The organism is Devosia sp. MC532 (genome assembly GCF_016461625.1).
Taxonomy (GTDB): Bacteria; Pseudomonadota; Alphaproteobacteria; order Rhizobiales; family Devosiaceae; genus Devosia.
The window spans coordinates 71,613-93,838 of the sequence record NZ_JAEMNZ010000010.1; the positions used below are offsets into that span (position 1 = coordinate 71,613).

Consider the following 22,226-nt stretch of genomic DNA (forward strand, 5'->3'; position numbering starts at 1 on the left):
GTATTTTTGCGGCGAGATTAAGCGTCCACAAGCCAGGGGTCATCAAAGAAATGTTCCTCGAGATTCCTGTCTAGTCCGCCGCGATCAATGACGATGAAGCTTGCAGGCTTTTCGATGGGGCATAGCACGCCATGCCAAGTGTTGATGGCGATGTTGACCCCTTGCCCCGGAGCCGGACGGAAAGCACGGATGCGCACCGGCTTTTCGTCTTCGTTCTCCGCTACGATGACAAGCCATGAGGCAGCGCTCGTGGGGTAGAATGCCTGGCTGCCCAAGGGATGACGTTCGACCATATCGAGGCTGAGCGGTAGGGCATAGGGCTGGCCAGCAAAGAGCGAAATGATGGGGCGGGGATCGGTGCCGCCCAATTGGATCGTGGCCAGATCATGGTAGCGCTCGGTCATGCCACGATTGATGGTGAAGTGGTTTGAGCCCTCGGTCTGGATCACCTGACCGAAGGGGGCAAAGGCTTCTGCGGTGAGTGGCTCGATGCGAAGTGTGCGACCGTTCATGATCAAAACGGCAGCTTGGCGTGACGGTTGACGTCTTTATAGAGCAGATAGCGGAAGCGCTCCGGGCCCGTGTAGCAGGCCTGCGGGCAGAAGGCGCGGAGCCACATGAAATCGCCGGGCTCGACTTCGACCCAGTCGCGATTGAGGCGATAGACGGCCTTGCCTTCGAGGACGTAAAGGCCGTGCTCCATGACATGGGTTTCCTCGAACGGAATGACAGCTCCGGGCTCGAGAGTGACGATGTTGACGTGCATGTCGTGGCGCAGATCAATCGGCTCGACGAACCGCGTTGTACCCCAGCGGTCGTTTGAGCCGGGCATCCAGCGGATGGGTTCGACCTTGTCTGAGGTGACGAAGGCCTCCGGCACATCGACGCCTTCGACGCGTTCGTATTTTTTGCGGATCCAATGGAAGCGGCAGAACTCGGTGCCATTGTTGACGGCGGTCCAGGTGCAGCCGGGGGGGAGGAAGGCGTAGCCGCCTTCGGTGAGCGTGTGCTCAGTGCCCTCGATGGTGAGGGTGATCTCGCCAGCGACAACGAAGATGACGCCTTCGGCTTCCGGATTGCCCTCAGGCTTATCGCTGCCGCCCTGCGGGGCAACTTCCATAATGTATTGCGAGAAGGTCTCGGCAAAGCCGCTTAATGGGCGGGCGATGACCCAAAGGCGGGTGAGACGCCAATGGGGGAGATAGGAGATGACGATGTCGCGCATCGTCCCATGCGGAAGCACCGCATAGGCCTCGGTGAAAACCGCGCGCTGGGTGTGAAGCGCCATTTGACTGGGTAGGCCTGCAGGGGGTGATGCGTACTGTGATGACATCTCGGGCTCGGGCAAAATTTCGGACAAAGGGCAGGGCGCGGCTTAGGGCAGGACGGCGCTGAGACGGAGGAGGGCAATGCGTTCGACCTGACGGCAGGCGGTGGTGAACTCCTGCTCCGCGGTGTTTGCGAGCCGGGTTTCGAAGTTCGCCAAGATCGACGCCTTGGTGTGGTCGCGCACGGCGATGATGAAGGGGAAGCCGAATTTGTCGACGTAAGCGGTGTTGAGGCGCGTGAAGGTTTCGCGCTCTTGGTCGGTGAGAGCATCGAGACCGGCGGACTTTTGTTCGGCAGTACTTTCGGCCGTGAGGCGCTTGGCAGCGGCGAGCTTGCCCGCGAGATCGGGGTGGGCGCGCAGAACGCCCATGCGCTCGTCGTCCGTAGCCATGCGGAATTGGCTGCGTAGGGCGAAGTGGAGGCCCTGAGCGGTGTCATTGACGGGACCTAATTCACCGTCCCAAGCCCGCTCGGCGATCCACGGCGAATGCTCAAAGATCGAGCCGTAGCGGGAAATGAAATCATCGCGGTCGAGCGTGCTGGGCAGCACATCCTGTGCAATGAAGGGGTGTTCCTTGGTCCAGTGCTCGGCGATTTGAAGGCGGGTGGGGACCCAGACCTTGTCGAAGGTTTTGACGTAATCAACGAACTTCTTGAGGCCCTGGAATCGACCCGGTTGGCCGACGAGGCGGCAGTGGAGGCCAATGGACATCATCTTGGGGCTGCCTGCCTGACCTTCGGCATAAAGGCAATCAAAGCCGTCTTTGAGGAAGGTGAAGAACTCGTCGCCCGTATCAAAGCCCGGGGGCGTGACAAAGCGCATGTCATTGGCCGAGAGCGTATAGGGGATGATCAGCTGTGGGCGGTCGCCGTGAAGCCGCCAATAGGGCAGGTCGTCGTCATAGGTGTCGGAGATATAGGCCATTGAGCCTGTTTCGGTGACAAGATCGACGGTGTTGAGACTGGAGCGGCCTGTGTACCACCCTTGCGGTGGGGTGCCGGTCGCGACGGTGTGGAGCCGAATGGCTTCGGCGATCTGGCGGCGCTCTTCGGCGGGAGGCATGTCCTTATGCTGGACCCATTTCAGACCATGGCTGGCAATTTCCCAACCTGCGTCGAGCATGGCCTGAACCTGCGCTGGCGCACGCATGAGCGCGGTGGCGACGCCATAGACGGTGACGGGGAGACCGGCTTGCGTGAAGAGGCGATGGAGGCGCCAGAAGCCAGCGCGCGAGCCATATTCATACATGCTCTCGACATTGGCATGGCGTTGGTCTGGCCAAGGTTGCGCGCCCAGAACGTCGACGAGGAAGGCTTCCGACGCGCCATCGCCGTGCAGAATATTGTTTTCGCCGCCCTCTTCATAATTGAGGACAAACTGCACCGCGACATGCGCACCACCGGGCCAATTGGCATTGGGGGGATTGGCGCCATAACCGTGCATATTGCGTGGGTAGCGAAGCATCTGCGGTATCCATCAGCGTCGAATAATTCTGCGTGATGGTAGGAGCAGGTTTGCAGTTAGGCTAGCGGGTTTAAGTGCAAAATCTTTCAGTGAAGCGCGTTTCTTTCGCGAGTTATCAACAATGCCTATTTTGCACTCTGCTTGTTCAAAGAAGCGGCGGCGCGAATGAGCTCTTTAAATCCGTCGTGATCTATCGATCCGCCTTCGGTGAAGTCGATGGCGCGGCGGGCAGTGCCCTCCAGACTGGCGTTAAAGATACCAGTGGGGTCGGGCAGCGATGCGCCCTTTGGGAAGGTGGTCTTTACGGCGGCTTTATAGGCCTCGCCGGTGCACAAAATGCCATTGTGAGACCAGACCGGCTGACCCCATTTCCACTCTTCAACGACGTCGGGCAGCGCTTCGTGGATGAGCTTGCGCAAGAGGGCGAGGGTTTCGCCGCGCCAGCCGGGGAGGTCGGAGATGCGCTGGTCAATCAGTTGGGAGGGCGTCGCGCCGGTGGCGAGGTCGGCCTTGCTGTTGCGGGGGAAAGCCATGGCTACATTTTCTCGCCGGGGAGTTGAGCGGCGGCCTTTATCCAGGCGGAGAACTGGGCGTGATCAAAGCCCGCCTCGGTGACATGGAGATAGCGCACGTCTGGATTCTTGGACGGCTCTGGTGGCGCTGGCACGAGCTGCCCGCCATTGAAGAAGCCCACCTTGAGGTAGTTCTTCATGGCGTGGAAGGAGGTGAAATAGTGGTGCTCGGTGACAGCATACATCGGCGAGTTCCATTTCACGGCTTTGAGCACATTGGGAACAGCTGCGGTGATCAGACTGTCGATGATTTTGGCTTCGCGTTGCTGCCAACCGGTGAGGGCGACGATGTAGCTCTGCACCACCTCATCGCCATAGCCTTTGGCGATTTGAGGATTGCCACCACTGAGGCGGGTGACGCCATCAGCATCGGGTTTAAGGTCTGATATTTTAGGGTTCATAGCCACGGGCGCTCCTCGCAAAGCCTTGATCGTGCATGCTGTCCTGAGGGGGAGTGTGGCACCTGTCTAAGCCTAGGTGAAGGCTAAAAATTAGGCGGGGAAATATGTCTGGGTAACTTCTGGCTTTCCTGTGTGAAATTGGGCTAGCCGCAAGATTGCTAAATGCTATGGTCTTGGGGGGACGACGAATAGGAGTAGCAACATGGCAGGCGGACGCCTTACAACCCATGTTCTCGATACAATGCATGGTACGCCGGCGCGGGGTATGCGCCTTGAACTTCACTATGTTCATGGCGACCACACGCATCACCTGGTTGATAGCTACACCAATTCTGACGGTCGCGTAGATCAGCCCCTGTTGGACGATGAGTTCCAGCACGGCGAATATGAAATCCGCTTCCACGTGGGGCAGTTTTTCGAGCGTATTGGCGTAGAGATTGAAACGCCGTTTCTTGATGTCGTGCCGATCCGTTTTACGATTTCTGAAGACAAGCACTACCATGTGCCGCTGCTTGTCAGCCCATTTGCGTATTCGACCTACCGCGGGAGTTGAGCCTTGGTAGACGTGACCAACGCCATTCGCTTTTTGCTCAATGGTGAAGATATTGCCCTGACGGATGTGGCGCCTGATCAGACGCTGCTCGACTGGTTGCGCCTAGAGCGCCGACTGCGCGGCTCGAAAGAGGGCTGTGCTGAGGGCGATTGCGGTGCCTGTACGGTATTGGTTGGTCGCGTTTTTGGCGATGAAGTCATTTATGACAGCGTCACCGCCTGCATTCGACTGCTGGGGAGCCTGAACGGCTGTCACGTCGTCACCGTTGAACATTTGCGCGGGGAGAATGGCCAGCTCCATCCTGTGCAGCAAGCGATGGTGGATCAGCACGGGAGCCAGTGCGGTTTCTGTACGCCGGGGTTTGTCATGAGCCTTTATGGCTTGTGGATGCGGAACCCGCACCCAACGCGCTCGGCCATCGAGAAGGCATTGCAGGGCAATCTTTGTCGTTGCACCGGCTATGCGCCGATCATTCGCGCGGCCGAGGCGATTTCGAGCTATGGATTGCCACAGGGCGATGTGCTGTGGGCGGAGCGGATTGCGGTCAAGGATAGGCTGATCGCGTTGAGCCAGACAGGGCGCGTCGAGATTGGCGCTGGTGAAAACCGCATTATCATTCCCGCAAGCCTGGATGATCTGGCGCACCTTTATGCAAAGTATCCGGAAGCGCGGATCGTCGCCGGTTCGACGGACGTTGGGCTGTGGGTGACCAAGTTCATGCGTCGCATTGGGCCGGTGATTTTTATCAATCATCTGCAAGAGCTGAAGGCCGTTACGGTCTCGGACGCGGGCGTGAATTTTATGGCGGGTGTGACCTATTCGGAAGCGCTGCCCACGATCGAAGAGCATTTCCCGCAATTGCGTGAGCTTTGGAGCCGCTTTGCTGGGGAACAGGTGCGCAATATGGGCACGCTGGGCGGCAATATCGCCAATGGCTCGCCCATCGGGGACACCCCGCCGACCTTTATTGCGCTGGGTGCACGCCTGACGCTGCGGAAGGGCAATGAGCGGCGCGAGATGGCGCTCGAGGATTACTTCGTTGCCTATGGCAAGCAGGATCGTGGGCCGGGTGAGTTTGTCGAAAGCCTCTTTGTGCCAAGGCTGCCTGTGGGTGAGCATTACGCCGTCTATAAGGTGGCCAAGCGCAAGGAAGAAGATATTTCATCGCTCTGCGGGGCCTTCCGCGTGGGGACCGACAATGGTGTGGTGACCTCGGTGCGCATCGCTTTTGGGGGCATGGCGGCGACGCCTAAGCGTGCTGCAGTGGTGGAAGCAGCGCTGATGGGCAAGGCTTGGTCGGAAGAGACGATTGAGGCGGTGCTGCCGCTGTTTGGCGAGGATTATCAGCCCATCACTGATATGCGCGCGTCGGCGGACTATCGTCTGCTGGCCGCCAAGAACCTGCTCCGTCGGTTCTTTATGGAGACCGAAGGCACCGCAGAGCGGTTGAGCCGTGAGGTGGCATGATGAATAAGCATTCTTCGGACATTTCATTGGCTGTGCTGCATGCCAATACGCGCCATGACAGCGGTCCCAAGCATGTGACCGGGACGGCAGAATATATCGACGATATGATCGAGCCTGTGGGCACGATGCACGCCTATTTGGGTCTGTCGACCCGCGCCCATGCCACGATCAAGTCGATTGATCTCGATGCCGTTCGCGCGGCGCCCGGCGTTATCGGTGTGCTGACGGCGGAGGATATTCCGGGCGAGAATGACGTCTCGCCGAGCCATAAGCATGACGAACCCATTTTCGCGGTTGGTAAGGTGCACTTCTGGGGCCAGCCGATGTTTGCGGTGGTGGCAGAAACGCGCGACGCCGCGCGCCGCGCAGCGCAGCTGGTCAAGATTGACTACGAAGACCTGCCGCATGCGCTCGATGTACGCACGGCGCAGGAGGCGGGCGGAAAGCTCGTGACCGAACCGCTCAAGCTGGAACGGGGAGATGTTGAAGCGGGCCTCGCCAGCGCGCCGCGTCGCGTTCAAGGGGCAATGACCATAGGTGGTCAGGATCACTTCTATCTCGAAGGGCAGATTGCACTCGCCATTCCGGGCGAAGATGAGGACGTGACCATTCACGCCTCGACCCAGCACCCGAGCGAAGTGCAATTGATGGTGGCGCAGGTATTGGCCATTCGCCACCATGCTGTGACCATCAATATCCGCCGTATGGGCGGTGGCTTTGGCGGCAAGGAAACGCAGGGCAATCTCTTTGCTGCTGTTGCCGCGCTGGCGGCGAAGAAGTGGAACCGCGCTTGTAAAATCCGTCCGGACCGGGACGACGATATGCAGGCGACGGGCAAGCGCCATGATTTCGTGGTCGATTACGATGTTGGCTATGATGAGACCGGCAAAATTCTCGCCGTTGACGCGAACTATGCGGCGCGCGCGGGGTTTTCATCCGATCTTTCGGGGCCAGTAACAGACCGCGCATTGTTCCATGCGGATAATGCCTATTGGTATCCACATGTGCGCCTGCGCTCGCAGCCGCTTTATACCAATACTGTCTCGAACACCGCGTTCCGTGGTTTTGGTGGGCCGCAGGGCATGTTGGCGGCGGAGCGTTGGGTAGAAGACATCGCCTATGCGTTGGGCAAAGATCCGCTCGATATTCGCAAGGCCAATTTCTACGGCACGCACACCGACAATATTACGCCCTACCATCAAACGGTGACCGACAATGTCGTTGATCGCGTGGTGGCAGAGCTGGAAGCCAGCGCGGATTATCAGGCGCGCCGCCGGGCGGTGATCGCTTTCAACGCAACCAGCAAAGTGCTCAAGAAGGGCATTGCGCTGACCCCAGTGAAATTCGGGATTTCGTTCACGGCGACCTGGTACAATCAGGCGGGTGCCTTGGTGCATGTCTATAAGGATGGCTCGGTCCATCTTTCGCATGGCGGCACGGAAATGGGGCAGGGGCTGCACACCAAGGTGGCGCAGGTGGTTGCCGATGCCTTTGGCATCAATCTCGACACCGTCAAGATCATGGCGACTTCCACGGGGAAGGTCCCCAATACATCGGCGACTGCCGCGTCTTCAGGCACTGACCTTAATGGTATGGCGGCGCTCAATGCCTGTGATCAGATCAAGGCTCGGCTGGTCGCCCATGGGGCAGTTCTGCACAAGGTTTCAGAGAGCGAGTGCTCGTGGGCGCAGGGTGGATTGCAGGCTGGATCCACCTTCGTGCCGTTTGGGGAGCTGGTGGCTTCGGCCTATCTGAATCGAGTTCAGCTTTCGGCAGCGGGATTTTACAAGACCCCGGATATCAATTGGGATCGTGCGGCGGGCCGTGGTCGACCGTTCTACTACTATGCCTATGGGGCATCGGTGAGCGAGGTCACCATCGACACACTGACGGGTGAATATACCGTCGACCGAGTCGATATTTTGCACGATGTCGGCAAGTCGCTGAACCCCGTTATCGACGTTGGACAGGTCGAAGGCGGCTTCATTCAGGGCATGGGATGGCTCACTAGCGAAGAATTAGTGTGGGATTCTAAGGGACAGCTCCGGACTCATGCCCCTTCCACCTACAAAATCCCTTTGGCTTCTGATATCCCGCCGGTCTTCAACGTGAAGCTGGCGGAGTGGTCGGTGAACAAAGAACCGACCATAGGTCGATCCAAAGCGGTCGGTGAGCCGCCCTTTATGCTGGCCATGAGTGTGGCTGAAGCATTGGGCATGGCTGTGGCCAGCGTGGCCGATTATAGAATCGCGCCGCGCCTTGATACGCCGATTACGCCCGAGCGCGTGTTGATGGGCGTAGAGCGACTCCAAGCGGAGACGCGCGCGTGAAAAACTCGGTGGGCGCAAAGTCTGGTGTCCCACCGTACCTCCCCCAAATTGGGGGAGGGGAACTGACCGGCCGCGCCTACGGGGGAGAATCATGACTCCCCAAGCCCTCAGCGCATTTTTCGCCGAAAATTCCGACGCCATATTGTGCGAAATCACGCATGTGAAAGGCTCCTCGCCACGCGCGGAAGGCACTTTCATGGTGGTGGGCGCGACACTCGCGCTTGGGACTATAGGTGGCGGCGCTCTTGAATATATGGTTATTGACCACGCGCGCCGGCTGATCACAGCAGGGCGCGCGCATGAGGTCATGGACGTGCCTTTGGGCCCCGAAATCGGCCAATGTTGTGGCGGGCGTGTTCGTGTCGATCTTTCTTATGTTACCGACACGATGCGGACCGAGCTTGTGGCGCGGTGCGAGGCCGAACTGGCGCAACGTCGGAGCGTATTTGTTTTTGGCGCGGGCCATGTTGGCCGTGTCTTGGCGCAAATTCTCTCGCTTATGCCAGTGAGGCTTGAGGTGATTGATACGCGCAAAGAGGAGCTGGCTGCACTTGCGCCTCAAATCGCTTCTCGACTTGTCGCTATGCCCGAGATGATTGTGCGCCAAGCGCCAGCGGGCAGCAGCTTTGTGATCGTCACGCATGATCACGCTTTAGATTTTCTCATTGCATATGAGGCATTGTCGCGACGTGACACGGCCTATGTTGGAATGGTCGGCTCACAAACGAAAAGAGCAAAGTTCACGAGCTGGTATCGTGACCAAGGGGGTGACGCATTGGCGTTGAACAAGCTCATTTTACCTATCGGCGCGCAGGGCCTTGGCGACAAACGCCCCGCCGTTATAGCGGCCTTCGCCGCAGCTGAAATTATGGCAAATGTTGGAAGTCAGGGCATTTGTGCACGTGACAATTCCTCCTTTGAACAAACGGGAGTGGCGCGTGGTTTCTGACCTGCCCAATCGGCTCGAACTGAGCGGTATCACCAAGCAATTCCCAGGCGTTCTGGCCAACGACAATGTGTCGTTTTCGGTCAAGCCGGGTGAAATTCACGCGCTTCTCGGTGAGAACGGGGCGGGTAAGTCCACCCTCGTGAAAATGATTTATGGCATCATGCAGCCCAATGCCGGCGAGATCCGCTGGAATGGGGTACCCACTGTCGTGCAGAGCCCAAAGGCCGCGCGCAAGCTGGGCATCGGCATGGTGTTCCAGCACTTCTCGCTGTTTGAAGCGCTGACCGTTCTCGAAAATATCGCGCTCGGCATGGATGCGAAGATCCCGCAGCGGGAGCTCGAAGAGCGGACGCGGCAGATCATGCAGACCTATGGGCTGACGCTTGATCCGCACCGTACCGTTGCAACGCTTTCGGTGGGCGAACGCCAGCGTATCGAAATCGTGCGCGCGCTGCTGCTCAATCCAAAACTGCTGATTATGGATGAGCCGACTTCGGTTTTGACGCCGCAGGAAGTGGAGCAGCTGTTCACCGTGCTGCGCCAATTGGCGAGCGAAGGCTGTTCGATCCTTTATATCTCGCACAAGCTGCATGAGATTAAGTCGCTGTGTGACACAGCGACTATTCTGCGCGGCGGAAAGCTCGTGGATACGTGTGACCCCAAGGTCGAGACCTCGCGCTCGATGGCCGAGAAGATGATCGGGGCCGGGCTCAAGGATATCAACAAGGGTGACGGACGTAGCTTCGGCGAGCCCAAGCTCGTGGTGAACGGTCTTTCGACCAAGAAGACAGGCGACTTCGATGTGCCCGTCAACAACATCTCATTTACTGTGCATGCTGGTGAAATTCTGGGCATTGCGGGCGTGGCCGGCAATGGGCAGAACGCGCTCTTGGACGCGCTATCGGGCGAGTTGCTCGGCGAAGACCGCGACGCCATCAGCCTTGATGGACGCAGCATTGGCTTGCAGCACCCAACCGACCGTCGCCGGTCGGGGATTTCGGCGGTGCCGGAAGAGCGCAATGGTCACGCGGCGGTTGGTGATTTCTCGCTCTCGGACAATTCGGTGCTCACGGCGCGTGATCGTATCGGCATGGTTATGCTGGGGCTGATCAATTTCGGCACGGCGAAGAAATACACCGACAAGGTGATCGCGGGTTTTTCGGTGAAGGCCATCGGCTCGCAGTCGACCGCGAGTTCGCTCTCGGGCGGGAATTTGCAGAAGTACATTATGGGCCGCGAAATCATGCAGAGCCCCAAGGTTCTGGTGGTGAGCCAGCCAACTTGGGGCGTGGATGCGGGCGCGGCAGCGGCGATCCATCAGGCTTTGGTCGATCTGGCCGCGTCGGGCTCGGCCATTGTCGTGATCAGCCAGGACCTTGATGAGTTGCTGGCCCTTTCCGACAGCCTTGCGGTAATCAATATGGGTTCGCTTTCTGAAGTGCGGCCGGTGAAGGACTTTAGCGTGGAAGAGATCGGTCTGCTTATGGGCGGTGTGCATGGCGAGGCGGGAGCAGCATGATGCAGTTTCGTCTCGAAAAGCGCGCTGAGCCATCCAAGTTCATGCTCTACGCAACGCCGATTGCGGCTGTTGCTCTGACCATGCTGGTGGGCGTGATCCTGTTTTCGGCCATTGGTTACAATGGCTTTGCGGCGGTTGGGGAGATTTTCCTTACCCCACTGACCAATCCCTACAAGTGGCAGGAATTGGGCGTTAAAGCTGCGCCGTTGATTATTATCGGTGTTGGTCTTTCGATCGCTTATCGGGCCAATGTCTGGAACATCGGTGCTGAGGGCCAGTACATCGTTGGTGCTTTGGCTGCGACCTGGGTGGCGCTGGCCACGCACGGGCAGGGTGGCTTCTGGATTTTGCCGCTGATGGCGGTGGCAGGGGCGATTGCGGGCATGGCCTATGCGGCGATCCCGGCGTTTCTCAAGACCAAGCTCAACGTCAATGAAATTCTCACCAGTCTGATGCTGACCTATGCGTCCGTACAGCTGATTTTCTTCCTCATTCGTGGTCCTTGGAAGGACCCAATGGGCATTGGTTTCCCGCAGTCGCGTCGCTTTGACGTGGCGGCGCGCTTGCCGAACCTGACGGTCGAAAATTTTGGCTTCCTCGGCGACGGCGCTCTGATCCTCAAGGGGCTCGTGGAGCGCGTGCACTATGGCGTGCCGCTGGCGATTTTCATTGCGCTGGTCGTGTGGTTCATCATGACCCGTACCGTGTTTGGTTATCGTATGCGCGTTGTTGGTGCGGCGCCGCACGCAGCGCGTTACGGCGGCTTTTCGCAGAACAAAACCATCTGGATGGCCATGCTGGTGAGCGGCGGTTTGGCGGGTCTGGCGGGGATGCTGGAAGTGGCTGGCCCGTTCCAGCGCATGGTGCCGGGCTTTGCCACCAACTACGGCTTTACGGCCATCATCGTGGCCTTCCTCGGACGGCTTAATCCACTTGGCGTAATATTTGCAGGTTTTGTGTTGGCGGTCACATTCGTGGGTGGGCAGATTGCTCAGACAACCATGGGTCTTCCGGATGAAACGACAGGTATCTTCCAGGCGCTAATGATGTTCCTGCTGCTGGCTGGTGACATTTTGATCAAATATCGCATTCGGCGCGTTCAGCCTGATGCCCGCGTGGGAGCTGCATAATGGATCTTACCATTGCGATCATCGTGACCGTCGTCGGCGCGTCCACTCCTATTCTGATTGCCGCTTTGGGCGAACTGGTCGTTGAACGGGCAGGGGTGTTGAACCTCGGCGTTGAAGGCATGATGTTGATTGGCGCTGTCGTCGGCTTCATCGTTCAGTTCCATACCGGTCAGCCCCTGCTGGCTCTTCTGGCAGCGGCCGTTGCTGGTGTTCTCTCGTCTCTGATCTTTGGTTTCCTGACGCTCTCGCTTTCGGCAAATCAGACGGCGACCGGGCTGGCACTGACGATTTTCGGGACAGGGTTTTCGGCGCTCATCGGGGCGAACTACTCCGCTCGGCCGGTGCCACTTATGGACTCGGTCTTGCCAGAAACCATCGCGGACCATCCCATTGCGCGCGTGCTTCTGGGCTATTCGCTGCCGGTTTATTTCGCGTTCTTCATGGTGTTTGCCGTTTGGTTCTTCCTCAAGAAGACACGTTCGGGTCTGATCCTGCGCGCTGTCGGCGAGAACGACCATTCGGCGCACTCGATTGGCTATTCGGTATTGGGTGTGCGCTACCTCGCGATCATGTTTGGTGGCGCTATGGCAGGGATCGCCGGGGCCTGCTTCCCGCTGCTGCTGACGCCACAATGGGCCGAAGGCATGACGGCGGGCCGTGGCTGGATTGCTGTGGCGCTGGTGGTGTTCGCCTCGTGGCGTCCAATGCGCCTATTGTTCGGCGCCTATCTCTTTGGTCTGGTGATGACCATGGAAGTGTACATCAAGGCGGGTGGCGGTCTTTTCTCCGCTATCCCTGCCGAATTGTGGGCAGCCTTGCCCTATCTCGCAACGATCGTCGTGCTGGTGCTGATTTCGCTGAAGCGCGACGCGTCAACTAATGCTCCGGCCTGCCTTGGCAGGCCGTTCATGCCGGGTAATTGAGGCGGCGCCAACGAACGCCTCAATTCATAAAAATGTCGTCAATCAGGAGAAAAATGATGACACTGTCGCGTCGTACTTTCATCAAGGTTGGTGGGGCCGCCTTGTCTCTGCCACTTCTCGGAAGCACTGCTTTCGGTCAAGAAAAACTGAAGATCGGCTTCATCTACGTGGGCTCGATCAACGACAACGGCTACAACTACGCGCACAATCAGGGCCGTATCTTCATCCAGGAACAGCTGGGCGAACAGGTTGAAACCATGTTCGTCGAAAACGTGGCTGAAGGCCCGGATTGCGAACGCGTCCTGCGCGAACTGGCTCAGCAGGGCTGCAAGCTGATCTTCGCAACCAGCTTTGGTTTCGGCGACAGCGTTATCAAGGTTGCAGAAGAGTTCCCTGATATCGCGTTCGAACACGCGACCGGCTATATGAGCGGCCCGAATGTTGGCCTCTACAACGCGCGCTTCCATGAAGGCCGTGCGATCTGCGGTATCATCGCTGGTCACATGTCCCAGACCGGTAAGGCTGGTTATATCGGCTCGTTCCCGATCCCAGAAGTTGTGATGGGCATCAACTCCTTCACGCTCGCTGCGCGTAAGATCAACCCAGAATTCACCCTGACCCCGGTCTATATCTCGACCTGGAACGACCCAGCCAAGGAAGCTGACGCTGCCCGCGCTATGATCGACCAAGGCATGGACATCATTGCTCAGCACACCGACGGTCCAGCGGCTCTGCAGGTTGCTGCCGAACGCGGCATCATCGGCGGCTTCGGCCAGGGCGCAGACATGAGCGCATTTGCTCCTGACACCCAGCTGACCGCGATCATCGACAACTGGGGCCCTCACTACCTCGCGTCGGCCAAGGCTGTTCTCGATGGCTCTTGGGCACCAGGCAACACTTGGGAAGGTCTCAAGGAAGAGGTCGTGACCATGACCCCTTACCACTCCAAGGTTCCAGAAGCCGCCGTCAAGGACGCGGAAGCTATGCGTCTTGGCCAGATCGATGGTTCGGTTGCAATCTTCACCGGCCCGATCAATGACCACACTGGTGTTGAACGCGTTGCGGCTGGCGTCACCATGACCGACGCTGAACTGCTCAGCATGGACTGGTACGTTGAAGGCGTGATCCCACCAGCCTGATAGACATTTCGAGATGATCAGGGGCGGGTTTACCCGCCCCTTTTTATGAGGGTGGGACATGGGCGATTTAGTTATTTTCTATGAATGGGCGATGTTCGCCGCGCGCTGGTTGCACGTGGTCACGGCGGTCGCTTGGATTGGGTCTTCTTTTTACTTTATCGCTCTCGATTTGGGTCTGCGAAAGACCCCGAGCTTGCCTCCGCTAGCCCATGGCGAAGAATGGCAAGTGCATGGTGGCGGCTTCTACCACATCCAGAAATATCTCGTTGCGCCGGAGTTTTTGCCCGAGCACCTCACTTGGTTTAAGTGGGAAAGCTATGCAACCTGGCTCTCAGGCGCGCTGCTGCTGGCGCTGCTCTATTATATCGGCGCGGACCTTTATCTCGTTGATCGTAATGTGCTCGATATTCCGAGCTGGGGCGCAATCGCGCTCTCTATCGGCTCGATTGGTCTGGGCTGGTTGCTCTATGACACGCTGTGCAAGTCCAAGATCGGACAATCGACCACTGGCCTGATGCTCGTGCTGTTCGCGATCCTTGTGGCGATGAGCTGGGGCTATACGCAGCTGTTCACTGGCCGCGCGGCGATGCTGCATATGGGCGCGTTTACCGCGACCATTATGACCGCCAATGTCGCGATGATCATTATTCCCAATCAGAAGATTGTTGTTGCCGATCTCAAGGCCGGGCGCACGCCCGACGCGAAATATGGCAAAATCGCTAAGCAGCGCTCGCTGCATAACAATTACCTCACCCTGCCGGTGATCTTCTTCATGCTCTCGTCCCACTATCCGCTGGCCTTCGCCACGCAGTGGAACTGGATTATCGCGTCGCTGATCTTCCTCGTCGGCGTGGTCGTGCGGCACTATTTCAACACGCGCCACGCGCGTAAGGGTAATCCGCATTGGACCTGGGCTGTTGCAGTGATCCTGATGTTGATTATCGCTTGGCTCTCGACCGGTCCGCGCCTGCCTGAAGGGGCCGAGACGCAGATTAGTTCGGTTGGGCAGCAATATATGGATAGCCAGCATTTTGCGGCCGCTAGCCTTGCGGTGCAGACGCGCTGCGCCATGTGCCACACGGCTGAGCCGGCCTATGAGGGGGTGTATCGTGCGCCCAAGAATGTCGTGCTTGATAATGACATCGCGATTGCCAACCACGCTCGTGAGATTGTCATTCAGTCTGGGTGGAGCCACGCGATGCCGCCCGGCAATGTGACGGAAATGACTGCGCAAGAACGGGCATTGCTCGTTGAGTGGTATAGAGAGGGTTCTAACTCGTGACGAAAACCATATTGCGAGGCAGAGTTCTCAGCTTCCACCGGGCCCCGCAAGATATTGGAGACACAGAGAGCTACCTCTATCTCGAAGATGGTGCAGTGACGCTCGAGAACGGCAAGGTCATCGCAGTCGGTGATTATGCGAGTGCTGAGACTGCTGGGGCCGACGTGGTGGACCACAGGCCTCACCTCATCATGTCCGGCTTTATCGACCTGCATGTGCATTATGTGCAGAGCCACATCATGGCCGCTTATGCGGGGTCGCTCCTCGAATGGCTCAATACCTATACCTTTATCGAAGAGCAAAAGTTCAGCCAGCAGGGCCATGCTGCAGCGGTCGCTGTTGATTTTTACGATGCGCTGATCCGGCACGGCACGACCACAGCCGTCGCCTATTGCTCAAGCCATCCGCGCTCTGTGGATGCGTTCTTCGCCGAGGGCGAGAAGCGCAATATGCTTATGGTCGGCGGCAAGGTGATGATGGATCGCAATGCGCCTGAAGCGCTCTGCGATACAGCTCAATCCGGCTATGACGACAGCAAGGCCCTGATTGCCAAATGGCACGGGCGCGGTCGCGGCCAATATGCGATTTCCCCGCGTTTTGCCATCACCTCGACCCCCGCACAGCTCGAAGCCGCGCAGGCTTTGGTCGCCGAGCATCCCGAATGCTACGTGCAGACGCATTTGAGCGAGAATGACGAAGAAATTCGCTTCTCGATGGAGCTCTATCCGGCGTCAAAGGACTATACGGGGATTTATGAGGACTACGGCCTATTGGGCCGGAAAACGCTGCTCGGTCACTCGATCCATCTCAATCATCGCGAAACCTCAGTCTTGGCGGAAACCGGGGCGGTGGCGGTTTTTTGCCCGACGTCAAACCTGTTCCTCGGATCAGGCTTGTTTGACCGCGAACGCCTTTTGGCCAACGGGGTTCGGATCGGCATTGCCTCGGACATTGGGGGCGGCACCAGCATGAGCATGCTGCGGACATTGGACGAGGGCTACAAGATTTTGCAGTTGCGCAAGCAGCGCTTCAATCCATTGTCATCGTTTCATTTGGCAACGCGGGGTAACGCAGAAGCATTGGGCTTAGAAGACAAGATCGGATCTATAGCGCCGGGGCGCGATGCTGACTTGGTCGTTCTCGATTCTGGAGCGACGCCAACTATGCAAATGCGCCAAGGAACAGTGACATCTTTGGTTGAAGAGCTATTCTTACTCCAAACCATGGGCGATGATCGCTCCATTGTGGAAGTTTATGTTGCTGGAACCGCTACAAAGTCGACTTTAGCCGGGTTGTGAAACCAACCGCTCTTGTCATAAACCAGTGTACCCCAAACTGTTCGAGCAGAGTTTTAACATGACCGAATACGTGACGAAGTCCGGCCTCTCCGTTCACCCCTTGCTGGTGGATTTTGTAGAAAAAGCGGCCCTTCCAGGACTTCCCGTATCGGTAGACGCGTTTTGGACGGGGTTTGCAGAGCTGTTGGCCGAACATGTGCCAGTGAATGCGCAATTCCTCGCAAAGCGCGACCAGCTGCAGAGCCGGATTGACGATTGGCACCATCAGAATGGACCCGTCGCGAACAATCCTGAGGGCTATGAGCAGTTCCTGCGCGAGATCGGTTATCTGGTTGATGAGCCGGGTGACTTCACCATTTCGACCAGCAATCTCGACCCAGAAATTGCGTCGCTCTGTGGGCCGCAGCTGGTGGTGCCTGTTTCGAACGCCCGTTATGCGCTTAACGCTGCCAATGCCCGTTGGGGTTCGCTTTATGACGCGCTCTACGGCACGGATGCAATCAGCCGAGATGGCGATCTGGCACCGGGCAAGGCGTTTAATGCGGCACGTGGCGCATCTGTTGTGGCGCGAGCGGCAGAGTTTCTCGATGCCTCGTTCCCGCTGACCGCAGGCAGCCACACATCTGTCACCCAGTATAGCGTGGTGGAGCAGGGTGGGGTCGCAACGCTTGTGATCAAAGCCGCTGCGGGGGACGTGTCTCTCGCAGATGCTGATGCCTTCGTGGGGTACTCGGGCGTTGGCGATAAGCAGGAGATCGTGCTCAAGCACCACGGTCTGCATGCGATTTTGCTGATCGATAAATCGAGCATGATTGGCGCGACCCACGCAGCCGGTCTGGCTGATGTGATTGTCGAGTCGGCGCTCACCACTATTCAGGACTGCGAAGACTCGGTTGCCGCTGTAGATGCTGAGGACAAGGTTGGCGTTTACGCCAATTGGCTCGGCCTGATGCAGGGCAATCTGGAAGATACATTCGACAAGGGCGGTAAGACCGTCACGCGTCGCCTCAAGGCGGATCGGGTTTATCGCGGCGTGAATGGCGAAGAGCTGGTGCTCAAGGGCCGCTCGCTCTTGCTGGTGCGCAATGTCGGGCATTTGATGACCACGGACGCGGTGCTGCTGAACGGCAAGCCCGTTGGCGAAGGCCTGATGGACGCGGCGATCACCGCACTGTGCGCCATGCATGATCAGGGCAACAACTCGGCGACGGGCTCAATCTATATCGTCAAGCCGAAGATGCACGGTCCGGAAGAAGTGGCCTTTGCCTGCCGGATATTTGCGTCGGTGGAAGGCTTCCTTGGTCTTGCGCCTAACACCATCAAAATCGGCATCATGGATGAGGAGCGCCGCACGTCGGCAAACCTCAAGGCGGCGATTTATGAAGCGCGTGAGCGCGTGTTCTTCATCAACACCGGCTTCCTTGACCGTACAGGTGATGAAATTCACACCTCGATGGAAGCTGGCGCGGTGTTGCGCAAGGATGAGATCAAGTCCGAGCGCTGGATTTCGTCCTACGAAGATCGCAATGTGCTGATCGGCTTGGCCTGTGGGCTTTCCGGCAAGGCGCAGATCGGCAAGGGCATGTGGGCGCGGCCAGACGATATGGCCGCCATGATGGACGCCAAAATCGGTCATCCTAATGCTGGCGCCAATACCGCTTGGGTACCCTCGCCGACAGCGGCAACCCTGCATGCGCTGCACTATCATCAGGTTGATGTGTTCGAAGCGCAGCGTCGCCGGCATAATCAGGCGATGCCGGGGCTTTCTGAGCTGTTCTCGATGCCAATCCAGAAGCCGTATTCGCTCAGCCGTGAAGAAATTATCCGCGAGCTGGAAAACAATGCTCAGGGGATATTGGGCTATGTGGTGCGTTGGGTGCAGCAGGGCGTTGGTTGTTCCAAGGTTCCGGACATCAACAATGTCGGCCTGATGGAAGACCGCGCGACCTGCCGTATTTCTTCGCAAGCCGTCGCCAACTGGCTGCGTCATGGGCTGGTGAGCCGGGATGAAGTGACGGCGGTGTTCGAGCGCATGGCGCAAGTTGTGGACGATCAGAACCAGGGCGATCCGCTCTATCGCCCGATGTCTGGCAATTTCCAATCGATCTCATTTGTTGCGGCGCTTGATCTGGCGCTGCATGGCGCTGACCAGCCGAGCGGCTATACCGAGCCGCTGCTCCATGCCGCCCGCCGCAAGGTCAAGGCGCGCGACGCCAAGTAAGCTTTTGCTGGTTTGGTCCGATTTTAAGAGCCCTCGCAGAAACCTGTCTGCGAGGGCTTTTGTTTGCCGTTAGTTTGATTGGGCACTCAGAGCGATGCGTGCGGTTTTTGCCATGGCGACGAGCTTGAGATGAAAATCCTGCGGCACGGTGGCGGGCTCGTCAAAATAGATGCGGCGCATGTCATCGCCCAGAACGATGGTGATGCCATCGGCATCGAGACTGGCAAGCCGCCAATTGCCAAGCTCGGCGCCGCAATAGTGGCGCGCATAGTCGGCCGTGGCATCGATATGGTCGTCATTCATGTGTTCGAGCGCATGGTGCTCGGCTTTGGCGAGGTCTGGGTTTTCCGGCGTGAGCAGATCGCTGGGGGTGAGGGCGTAAGCTTTGCCGAAACCGGCGTTGAGGCTGGCCGATAGAGGCTCAAGTACGACAAAGCGGAAATCGCCCAAGTCGACGTAGAGCTTGGCTTTGGGATTGTGGTTCAAATAGCGCCATGCGAGGCTTTGATGCTCTTCGCTGTCGCGATCCACAAAACGGGCTTCGGCCGCAATGGTGATGCGGGCATGGGCCAAGGGGTCGCCTTTGCCGGGCTCGCCCAACAGCAAAGAGCAGCGTGGATCGGCTTGCAGCGCCTTGTAATGGGCGGTGAGGCCGGAAATGAGCAGGACAGGGCGGCCGTAGAAATCACTGGCTGTACCGACGCGGGAGGCGATTGGAGCGCCACTCGTTGGGTCCAAGGTGGCTACGGCTCCATAGCGCGAAGTGCGCAGCAGCGTTTTGGCACGGCGAATGGCGTCGCCATCGGTGTCTTGGAGAACGGAGCGGGGTGTGTCGGTCTGAGGCGTTTCAGTCATAGCAGGTCCAGTGCGCGGTGGGCGCACTAGACTAAATTATTTCATGACCGGCAAGTTCAACTTATGGGCGGTTAGTCGACGAAGTCGAATTTGTCGACGTCGAAGAGGCCGCGGTCCGTCAGCTTGAGATGGGGAATAACCGGGAGCGCGAGGAAGGCTACCTGCAAGAAGGGTTCGGGGAGAACGCAGTCTAGCGCCTTGGCGGCTTCGCGCAGGATGTGGAGGTCGTGTGCGACCTCTTCGAAGGGTTTTAGGCTCATGAGACCCGCGATGGGCAGGGCCAGCTCTGCTGTGATCTCGCCCTCATTGGCGACGACGAAACCGCCGCCCAGCTCGATGAGACGATTGACGGCCAACGCCATGTCGGCGTCGGTGGCACCCACAACGGTGATGTTATGGCTGTCGTGGCCGACGGACGAAGCTATCGCGCCGCGCTTGATACCGAACCCCTTCACGAAGCTGCGGCCGATGTTGCCGTTTTTGCCGTGACGCTCGATGACGGCGACTTTGATGACGTCTTCTTCAAGATCAGGCTGCAGGCCGAAATCGGTTGAGGCGAGGGCGGCTTCTTCGCGGAAGGTGAGGATAAGGCCGGGTTTGACGCCGATGACGGGAACGCGGTTTTGGCCGGGTTTGGGTTCGGTGATGAAGGCGTCGGCGGTGATGGGCTTGGCCTTAACGGAGGTTAGACCAACTGGGGCGACGGGGCCGCGCGTGTCAAAAAGTTCGGGGGTGACGAGGCGACCGGCTGAGATGACATCGGAGACGCGGCAGTCGTCGAGGCTGTCGAGAATGGCGATATCGGCGCGATAGCCGGAGCCGAGGATGCCGCGATCTTTGAGGCCAAAGATGCGGGCGGCGGAATGGCTGGCTGCGCGGTAGACATGGTGCAGCGGGCAGCCACGGGCGATGAGGCGGCGGATGGAGCTGTCGAGATGGCCTTCTTCGGCAATGTCGAGCGGGTTGCGATCATCGGTGCAGAGGGCGACAAAGCTCGAGGTGTTTTCGTCGAGAATTTCCGCTAGGGCTTCGAGGTCTTTGGAGACCGAGCCTTCACGGATGAGAATGGCCATGCCCTTGCGCAGCTTCTCACGCGCTTCGGCGGCGCTGGTGGCTTCGTGGTCAGTGCGGATGCCGGCCGCCAGATAGCCGTTGAGGCCAAGACCAAGGAGCAGCGGGGCGTGACCGTCGATGTGGCCGTCCTGATAAGCGATGAGCTTGGCCATGATGCCGGGATCGGCATTGAGCACCCCGGGGAAGTTCATCATTTCAGCTAGGCCGACGACCTTGGGGTGGCTACGGAAGGGGAGGAGATCTTCGATTTCGAGCTGGGCGCCAGCCGTTTCGAATGGTGTCGCTGGGACGCAGGACGAGAGATTGATCCGAACATCCATGATGGTCTGTTCGGCGCTGTCGAGGAAGTATTGTATGCCCTCGCTGCCAAGGACATTGGCGATCTCATGGGGATCGCAGAGCACAGTGGTGACGCCGTAGGGCAGAACGCAGCGATCAAACTCGTGTGGGGTGACGAGGGAAGATTCGATATGCAGATGCGTGTCGATGAAGCCGGGGACGGCGAAGCGTCCGGTGCCGTCTATGGCGATCTTGCCTTCATAGGTTTCATGGGTTCCCACGATCCGATCATCAACAATAGCGATATCGGTGACCGTGACTTGGCCAGTGATGATGTCGAGCAGACCGATGTTCTTGATGACCAGATCGGCGGGCTCCTTGCCTTGGCCTGCCATTATCATTCGGGTCAAAACTTCGGTGCTGATCATATTCGCCTCAAGTTGAATTCGCCTTTAGGGTCGACCTCTCGCGGCTCTACGTCAAGCGCAATGGCACTTGGGAACCATGGCTTACCCCCATCGTTGGGACTTGATGAAACCGGAGAATGATATGCCGACCTATGATCCGCATAAATCTGAGAACGAAGTGCGACAGGGCAATTCGCGCAAGATGAATTCGCGAGTTTTGATCGTGTCGCTGGTGGCTATCGTCGTGCTTTTCGCGATTGTCTATCTCGTCAATGGCGCAATGCAGCCACCCGCCAGCTAAGCTCACGCAACTCGGAACCCCCTGAGGCGTCGACAGTTTTGTTTATTGTCTTGTTCAAGGGATGAGTTGAGATGGACATGGGTAACAGCTTTGGGATGGTCGATACCTACCTCCCGCTCCACATCATCGCCATTCGCATTGGCATCGCGGCCCTGTTTGGGGCCCTGATCGGTCTCGAACGTGAACTCAGCACCGCAGAAGCAGGGTTAAGGACGCATATGCTGGTGTCAGTTGCTGCGGCGCTGTTCACTATTCTCGCCTTTGAAATCTTCCACACAATTGAGTCAGTTGCAGGCGGCGAAATGCGTGCGGACCCGATCCGCGCGGTCGAAGCGGTGACGGCGGGCATAGCGTTTCTTGGAGCGGGCGCAATCTTCCGCTCTGGAGCGGGCGTGCAAGGGCTGACGACCGGCGCAGGGATGTGGCTGGCGGGAGCTGTGGGGCTCGCAACAGCACTCGGCTATTATGTGGTCGCAGGCGGCGTGGCTCTACTCGCCGTGATCATCATGGCGGCGTTGCGAACGTTTAGTCGGAAAGTGCATGCGCGCAGCGATATGCGGGAGGGGCGCGGGGAGGAAGAGGCAAATTCGCTGAGGGACTAGCGCCTTTGCAGATCATTCCTCCCCCCGGAGCGGCACAGCAGGGAGGAGCCGTAACCGCGCCCAAGCACAGAGCTGAGAGTGCCCTGCGCATCAGATCAACAGTGGTGCAGACCGTTGATCTAAACTGAGG

General features: G+C 58.4%; 20 protein-coding genes. 13 read left to right on the forward strand and 7 right to left on the reverse strand.

Annotation, left to right across the window (positions count from 1 at the left end):
* Positions 1–17 precede the first annotated feature (17 nt).
* The 5 genes from JHC09_RS13090 to JHC09_RS13110 form a co-directional block, all read right to left on the reverse strand.
* Positions 18–512, reverse strand: coding sequence for an ureidoglycolate lyase (locus tag JHC09_RS13090; protein WP_199532274.1), 495 nt, complete (start codon positions 510–512; stop codon positions 18–20).
* Between the two features lie 2 nt (positions 513–514).
* Positions 515–1,333, reverse strand: a complete 819-nt coding sequence (locus JHC09_RS13095) for a bifunctional allantoicase/(S)-ureidoglycine aminohydrolase (protein ID WP_199532275.1) — start codon at positions 1,331–1,333, stop codon at positions 515–517.
* Positions 1,334–1,375: 42 nt separating this feature from the next.
* Positions 1,376–2,794, reverse strand: coding sequence for an allantoinase PuuE (gene puuE, locus JHC09_RS13100; RefSeq protein WP_199532276.1), 1,419 nt, complete (start codon positions 2,792–2,794; stop codon positions 1,376–1,378).
* 125 nt (positions 2,795–2,919) lie between these two features.
* A complete protein-coding gene (locus JHC09_RS13105) occupies positions 2,920–3,327 on the reverse strand; it encodes a DUF1801 domain-containing protein (RefSeq protein WP_199532277.1) in 408 nt (135 codons plus the stop codon).
* A 2-nt stretch (positions 3,328–3,329) separates the two neighbouring features.
* Positions 3,330–3,767: a DUF1801 domain-containing protein gene (locus JHC09_RS13110; protein ID WP_199532278.1), complete on the reverse strand. Its 438-nt coding sequence runs from the start codon at positions 3,765–3,767 to the stop codon at positions 3,330–3,332.
* A gap of 202 nt (positions 3,768–3,969) precedes the next feature.
* Between JHC09_RS13110 and uraH the strand changes: the two genes are divergently transcribed.
* The 11 genes from uraH to JHC09_RS13165 all read left to right on the forward strand — a co-directional run bounded on the left by uraH (position 3,970) and on the right by JHC09_RS13165 (position 18,578).
* Positions 3,970–4,320, forward strand: a complete 351-nt coding sequence (gene uraH / locus JHC09_RS13115) for a hydroxyisourate hydrolase (RefSeq protein ID WP_182394212.1) — start codon at positions 3,970–3,972, stop codon at positions 4,318–4,320.
* Between the two features lie 3 nt (positions 4,321–4,323).
* Positions 4,324–5,787 carry a xanthine dehydrogenase small subunit gene (gene xdhA / locus JHC09_RS13120; RefSeq protein WP_199532279.1) on the forward strand — a complete coding sequence of 488 codons (1,464 nt, stop codon included), beginning with the start codon at positions 4,324–4,326 and terminating at the stop codon, positions 5,785–5,787.
* Positions 5,787–8,117 (forward strand): xanthine dehydrogenase molybdopterin binding subunit, encoded by a 2,331-nt coding sequence (gene xdhB / locus JHC09_RS13125; RefSeq protein WP_199532280.1) that lies wholly within the window; start codon positions 5,787–5,789, stop codon positions 8,115–8,117. The genes xdhA and xdhB overlap by 1 nt, the downstream gene beginning before the upstream one ends.
* Before the next feature lie 91 nt (positions 8,118–8,208).
* A complete protein-coding gene (xdhC, locus tag JHC09_RS13130) occupies positions 8,209–9,066 on the forward strand; it encodes a xanthine dehydrogenase accessory protein XdhC (protein WP_199532281.1) in 858 nt (285 codons plus the stop codon).
* A complete protein-coding gene (locus JHC09_RS13135; RefSeq protein WP_349236549.1) occupies positions 9,056–10,585 on the forward strand; it encodes an ABC transporter ATP-binding protein in 1,530 nt (509 codons plus the stop codon). The genes xdhC and JHC09_RS13135 overlap by 11 nt, the downstream gene beginning before the upstream one ends.
* Positions 10,582–11,715, forward strand: coding sequence for an ABC transporter permease (locus JHC09_RS13140; protein ID WP_248309021.1), 1,134 nt, complete (start codon positions 10,582–10,584; stop codon positions 11,713–11,715). The genes JHC09_RS13135 and JHC09_RS13140 overlap by 4 nt, the downstream gene beginning before the upstream one ends.
* Positions 11,715–12,638, forward strand: coding sequence for an ABC transporter permease (locus JHC09_RS13145; RefSeq protein WP_169195696.1), 924 nt, complete (start codon positions 11,715–11,717; stop codon positions 12,636–12,638). The genes JHC09_RS13140 and JHC09_RS13145 overlap by 1 nt, the downstream gene beginning before the upstream one ends.
* Positions 12,639–12,694: 56 nt before the next feature.
* On the forward strand, positions 12,695–13,777 hold the full coding sequence (locus JHC09_RS13150; protein ID WP_199532283.1) for a BMP family ABC transporter substrate-binding protein: 1,083 nt from the start codon (positions 12,695–12,697) through the stop codon (positions 13,775–13,777).
* 58 nt (positions 13,778–13,835) lie between these two features.
* Positions 13,836–15,059, forward strand: a complete 1,224-nt coding sequence (locus JHC09_RS13155) for a urate hydroxylase PuuD (protein WP_199532284.1) — start codon at positions 13,836–13,838, stop codon at positions 15,057–15,059.
* Complete coding sequence (gene guaD, locus JHC09_RS13160; protein ID WP_199532285.1) at positions 15,056–16,357, forward strand: guanine deaminase; 1,302 nt, start codon at positions 15,056–15,058, stop codon at positions 16,355–16,357. Before JHC09_RS13155 ends, guaD begins: the two co-directional genes overlap by 4 nt.
* Positions 16,358–16,415: 58 nt before the next feature.
* Positions 16,416–18,578, forward strand: coding sequence for a malate synthase G (locus JHC09_RS13165; protein WP_199532286.1), 2,163 nt, complete (start codon positions 16,416–16,418; stop codon positions 18,576–18,578).
* Between the two features lie 69 nt (positions 18,579–18,647).
* Here the strand turns inward: JHC09_RS13165 and JHC09_RS13170 are convergent, their stop codons facing one another.
* Both JHC09_RS13170 and ade read right to left on the reverse strand, forming a co-directional pair.
* Entirely contained in the window at positions 18,648–19,433 is a 786-nt protein-coding gene (locus JHC09_RS13170; protein ID WP_199532287.1) for a DUF2470 domain-containing protein, read from the reverse strand.
* Between the two features lie 71 nt (positions 19,434–19,504).
* Positions 19,505–21,214 (reverse strand): adenine deaminase, encoded by a 1,710-nt coding sequence (ade, locus tag JHC09_RS13175; RefSeq protein WP_199532288.1) that lies wholly within the window; start codon positions 21,212–21,214, stop codon positions 19,505–19,507.
* A 103-nt stretch (positions 21,215–21,317) separates the two neighbouring features.
* Here ade and JHC09_RS13180 point away from each other — a divergent pair, with 103 nt between their 5' ends.
* Both JHC09_RS13180 and JHC09_RS13185 read left to right on the forward strand, forming a co-directional pair.
* Complete coding sequence (locus tag JHC09_RS13180; protein ID WP_169195689.1) at positions 21,318–21,494, forward strand: hypothetical protein; 177 nt, start codon at positions 21,318–21,320, stop codon at positions 21,492–21,494.
* A gap of 71 nt (positions 21,495–21,565) precedes the next feature.
* Positions 21,566–22,096 (forward strand): MgtC/SapB family protein, encoded by a 531-nt coding sequence (locus JHC09_RS13185; protein ID WP_169195688.1) that lies wholly within the window; start codon positions 21,566–21,568, stop codon positions 22,094–22,096.
* Positions 22,097–22,226: the final 130 nt, after the last annotated feature.

Excerpts from the sequence above, each read along its gene's own strand:
- JHC09_RS13165 (WP_199532286.1), top strand. The coding sequence starts at position 16,416 with ATGACCGAATACGTGACGAAGTCCGGCCTCTCCGTTCACCCCTTGCTG.
- xdhB (WP_199532280.1), top strand. The coding sequence starts at position 5,787 with ATGAATAAGCATTCTTCGGACATTTCATTGGCTGTGCTGCATGCCAAT.
- uraH (WP_182394212.1), top strand. The coding sequence starts at position 3,970 with ATGGCAGGCGGACGCCTTACAACCCATGTTCTCGATACAATGCATGGT.
- puuE (WP_199532276.1), bottom strand. The coding sequence starts at position 2,794 with ATGCTTCGCTACCCACGCAATATGCACGGTTATGGCGCCAATCCCCCC.
- JHC09_RS13185 (WP_169195688.1), top strand. The coding sequence starts at position 21,566 with ATGGACATGGGTAACAGCTTTGGGATGGTCGATACCTACCTCCCGCTC.
- ade (WP_199532288.1), bottom strand. The coding sequence starts at position 21,214 with ATGATCAGCACCGAAGTTTTGACCCGAATGATAATGGCAGGCCAAGGC.
- JHC09_RS13145 (WP_169195696.1), top strand. The coding sequence starts at position 11,715 with ATGGATCTTACCATTGCGATCATCGTGACCGTCGTCGGCGCGTCCACT.
- JHC09_RS13110 (WP_199532278.1), bottom strand. The coding sequence starts at position 3,767 with ATGAACCCTAAAATATCAGACCTTAAACCCGATGCTGATGGCGTCACC.
- JHC09_RS13140 (WP_248309021.1), top strand. The coding sequence starts at position 10,582 with ATGATGCAGTTTCGTCTCGAAAAGCGCGCTGAGCCATCCAAGTTCATG.
- JHC09_RS13150 (WP_199532283.1), top strand. The coding sequence starts at position 12,695 with ATGACACTGTCGCGTCGTACTTTCATCAAGGTTGGTGGGGCCGCCTTG.
- JHC09_RS13105 (WP_199532277.1), bottom strand. The coding sequence starts at position 3,327 with ATGGCTTTCCCCCGCAACAGCAAGGCCGACCTCGCCACCGGCGCGACG.
- JHC09_RS13155 (WP_199532284.1), top strand. The coding sequence starts at position 13,836 with ATGGGCGATTTAGTTATTTTCTATGAATGGGCGATGTTCGCCGCGCGC.
- xdhC (WP_199532281.1), top strand. The coding sequence starts at position 8,209 with ATGACTCCCCAAGCCCTCAGCGCATTTTTCGCCGAAAATTCCGACGCC.
- JHC09_RS13170 (WP_199532287.1), bottom strand. The coding sequence starts at position 19,433 with ATGACTGAAACGCCTCAGACCGACACACCCCGCTCCGTTCTCCAAGAC.
- JHC09_RS13090 (WP_199532274.1), bottom strand. The coding sequence starts at position 512 with ATGAACGGTCGCACACTTCGCATCGAGCCACTCACCGCAGAAGCCTTT.
- JHC09_RS13180 (WP_169195689.1), top strand. The coding sequence starts at position 21,318 with ATGAAACCGGAGAATGATATGCCGACCTATGATCCGCATAAATCTGAG.
- JHC09_RS13095 (WP_199532275.1), bottom strand. The coding sequence starts at position 1,333 with ATGTCATCACAGTACGCATCACCCCCTGCAGGCCTACCCAGTCAAATG.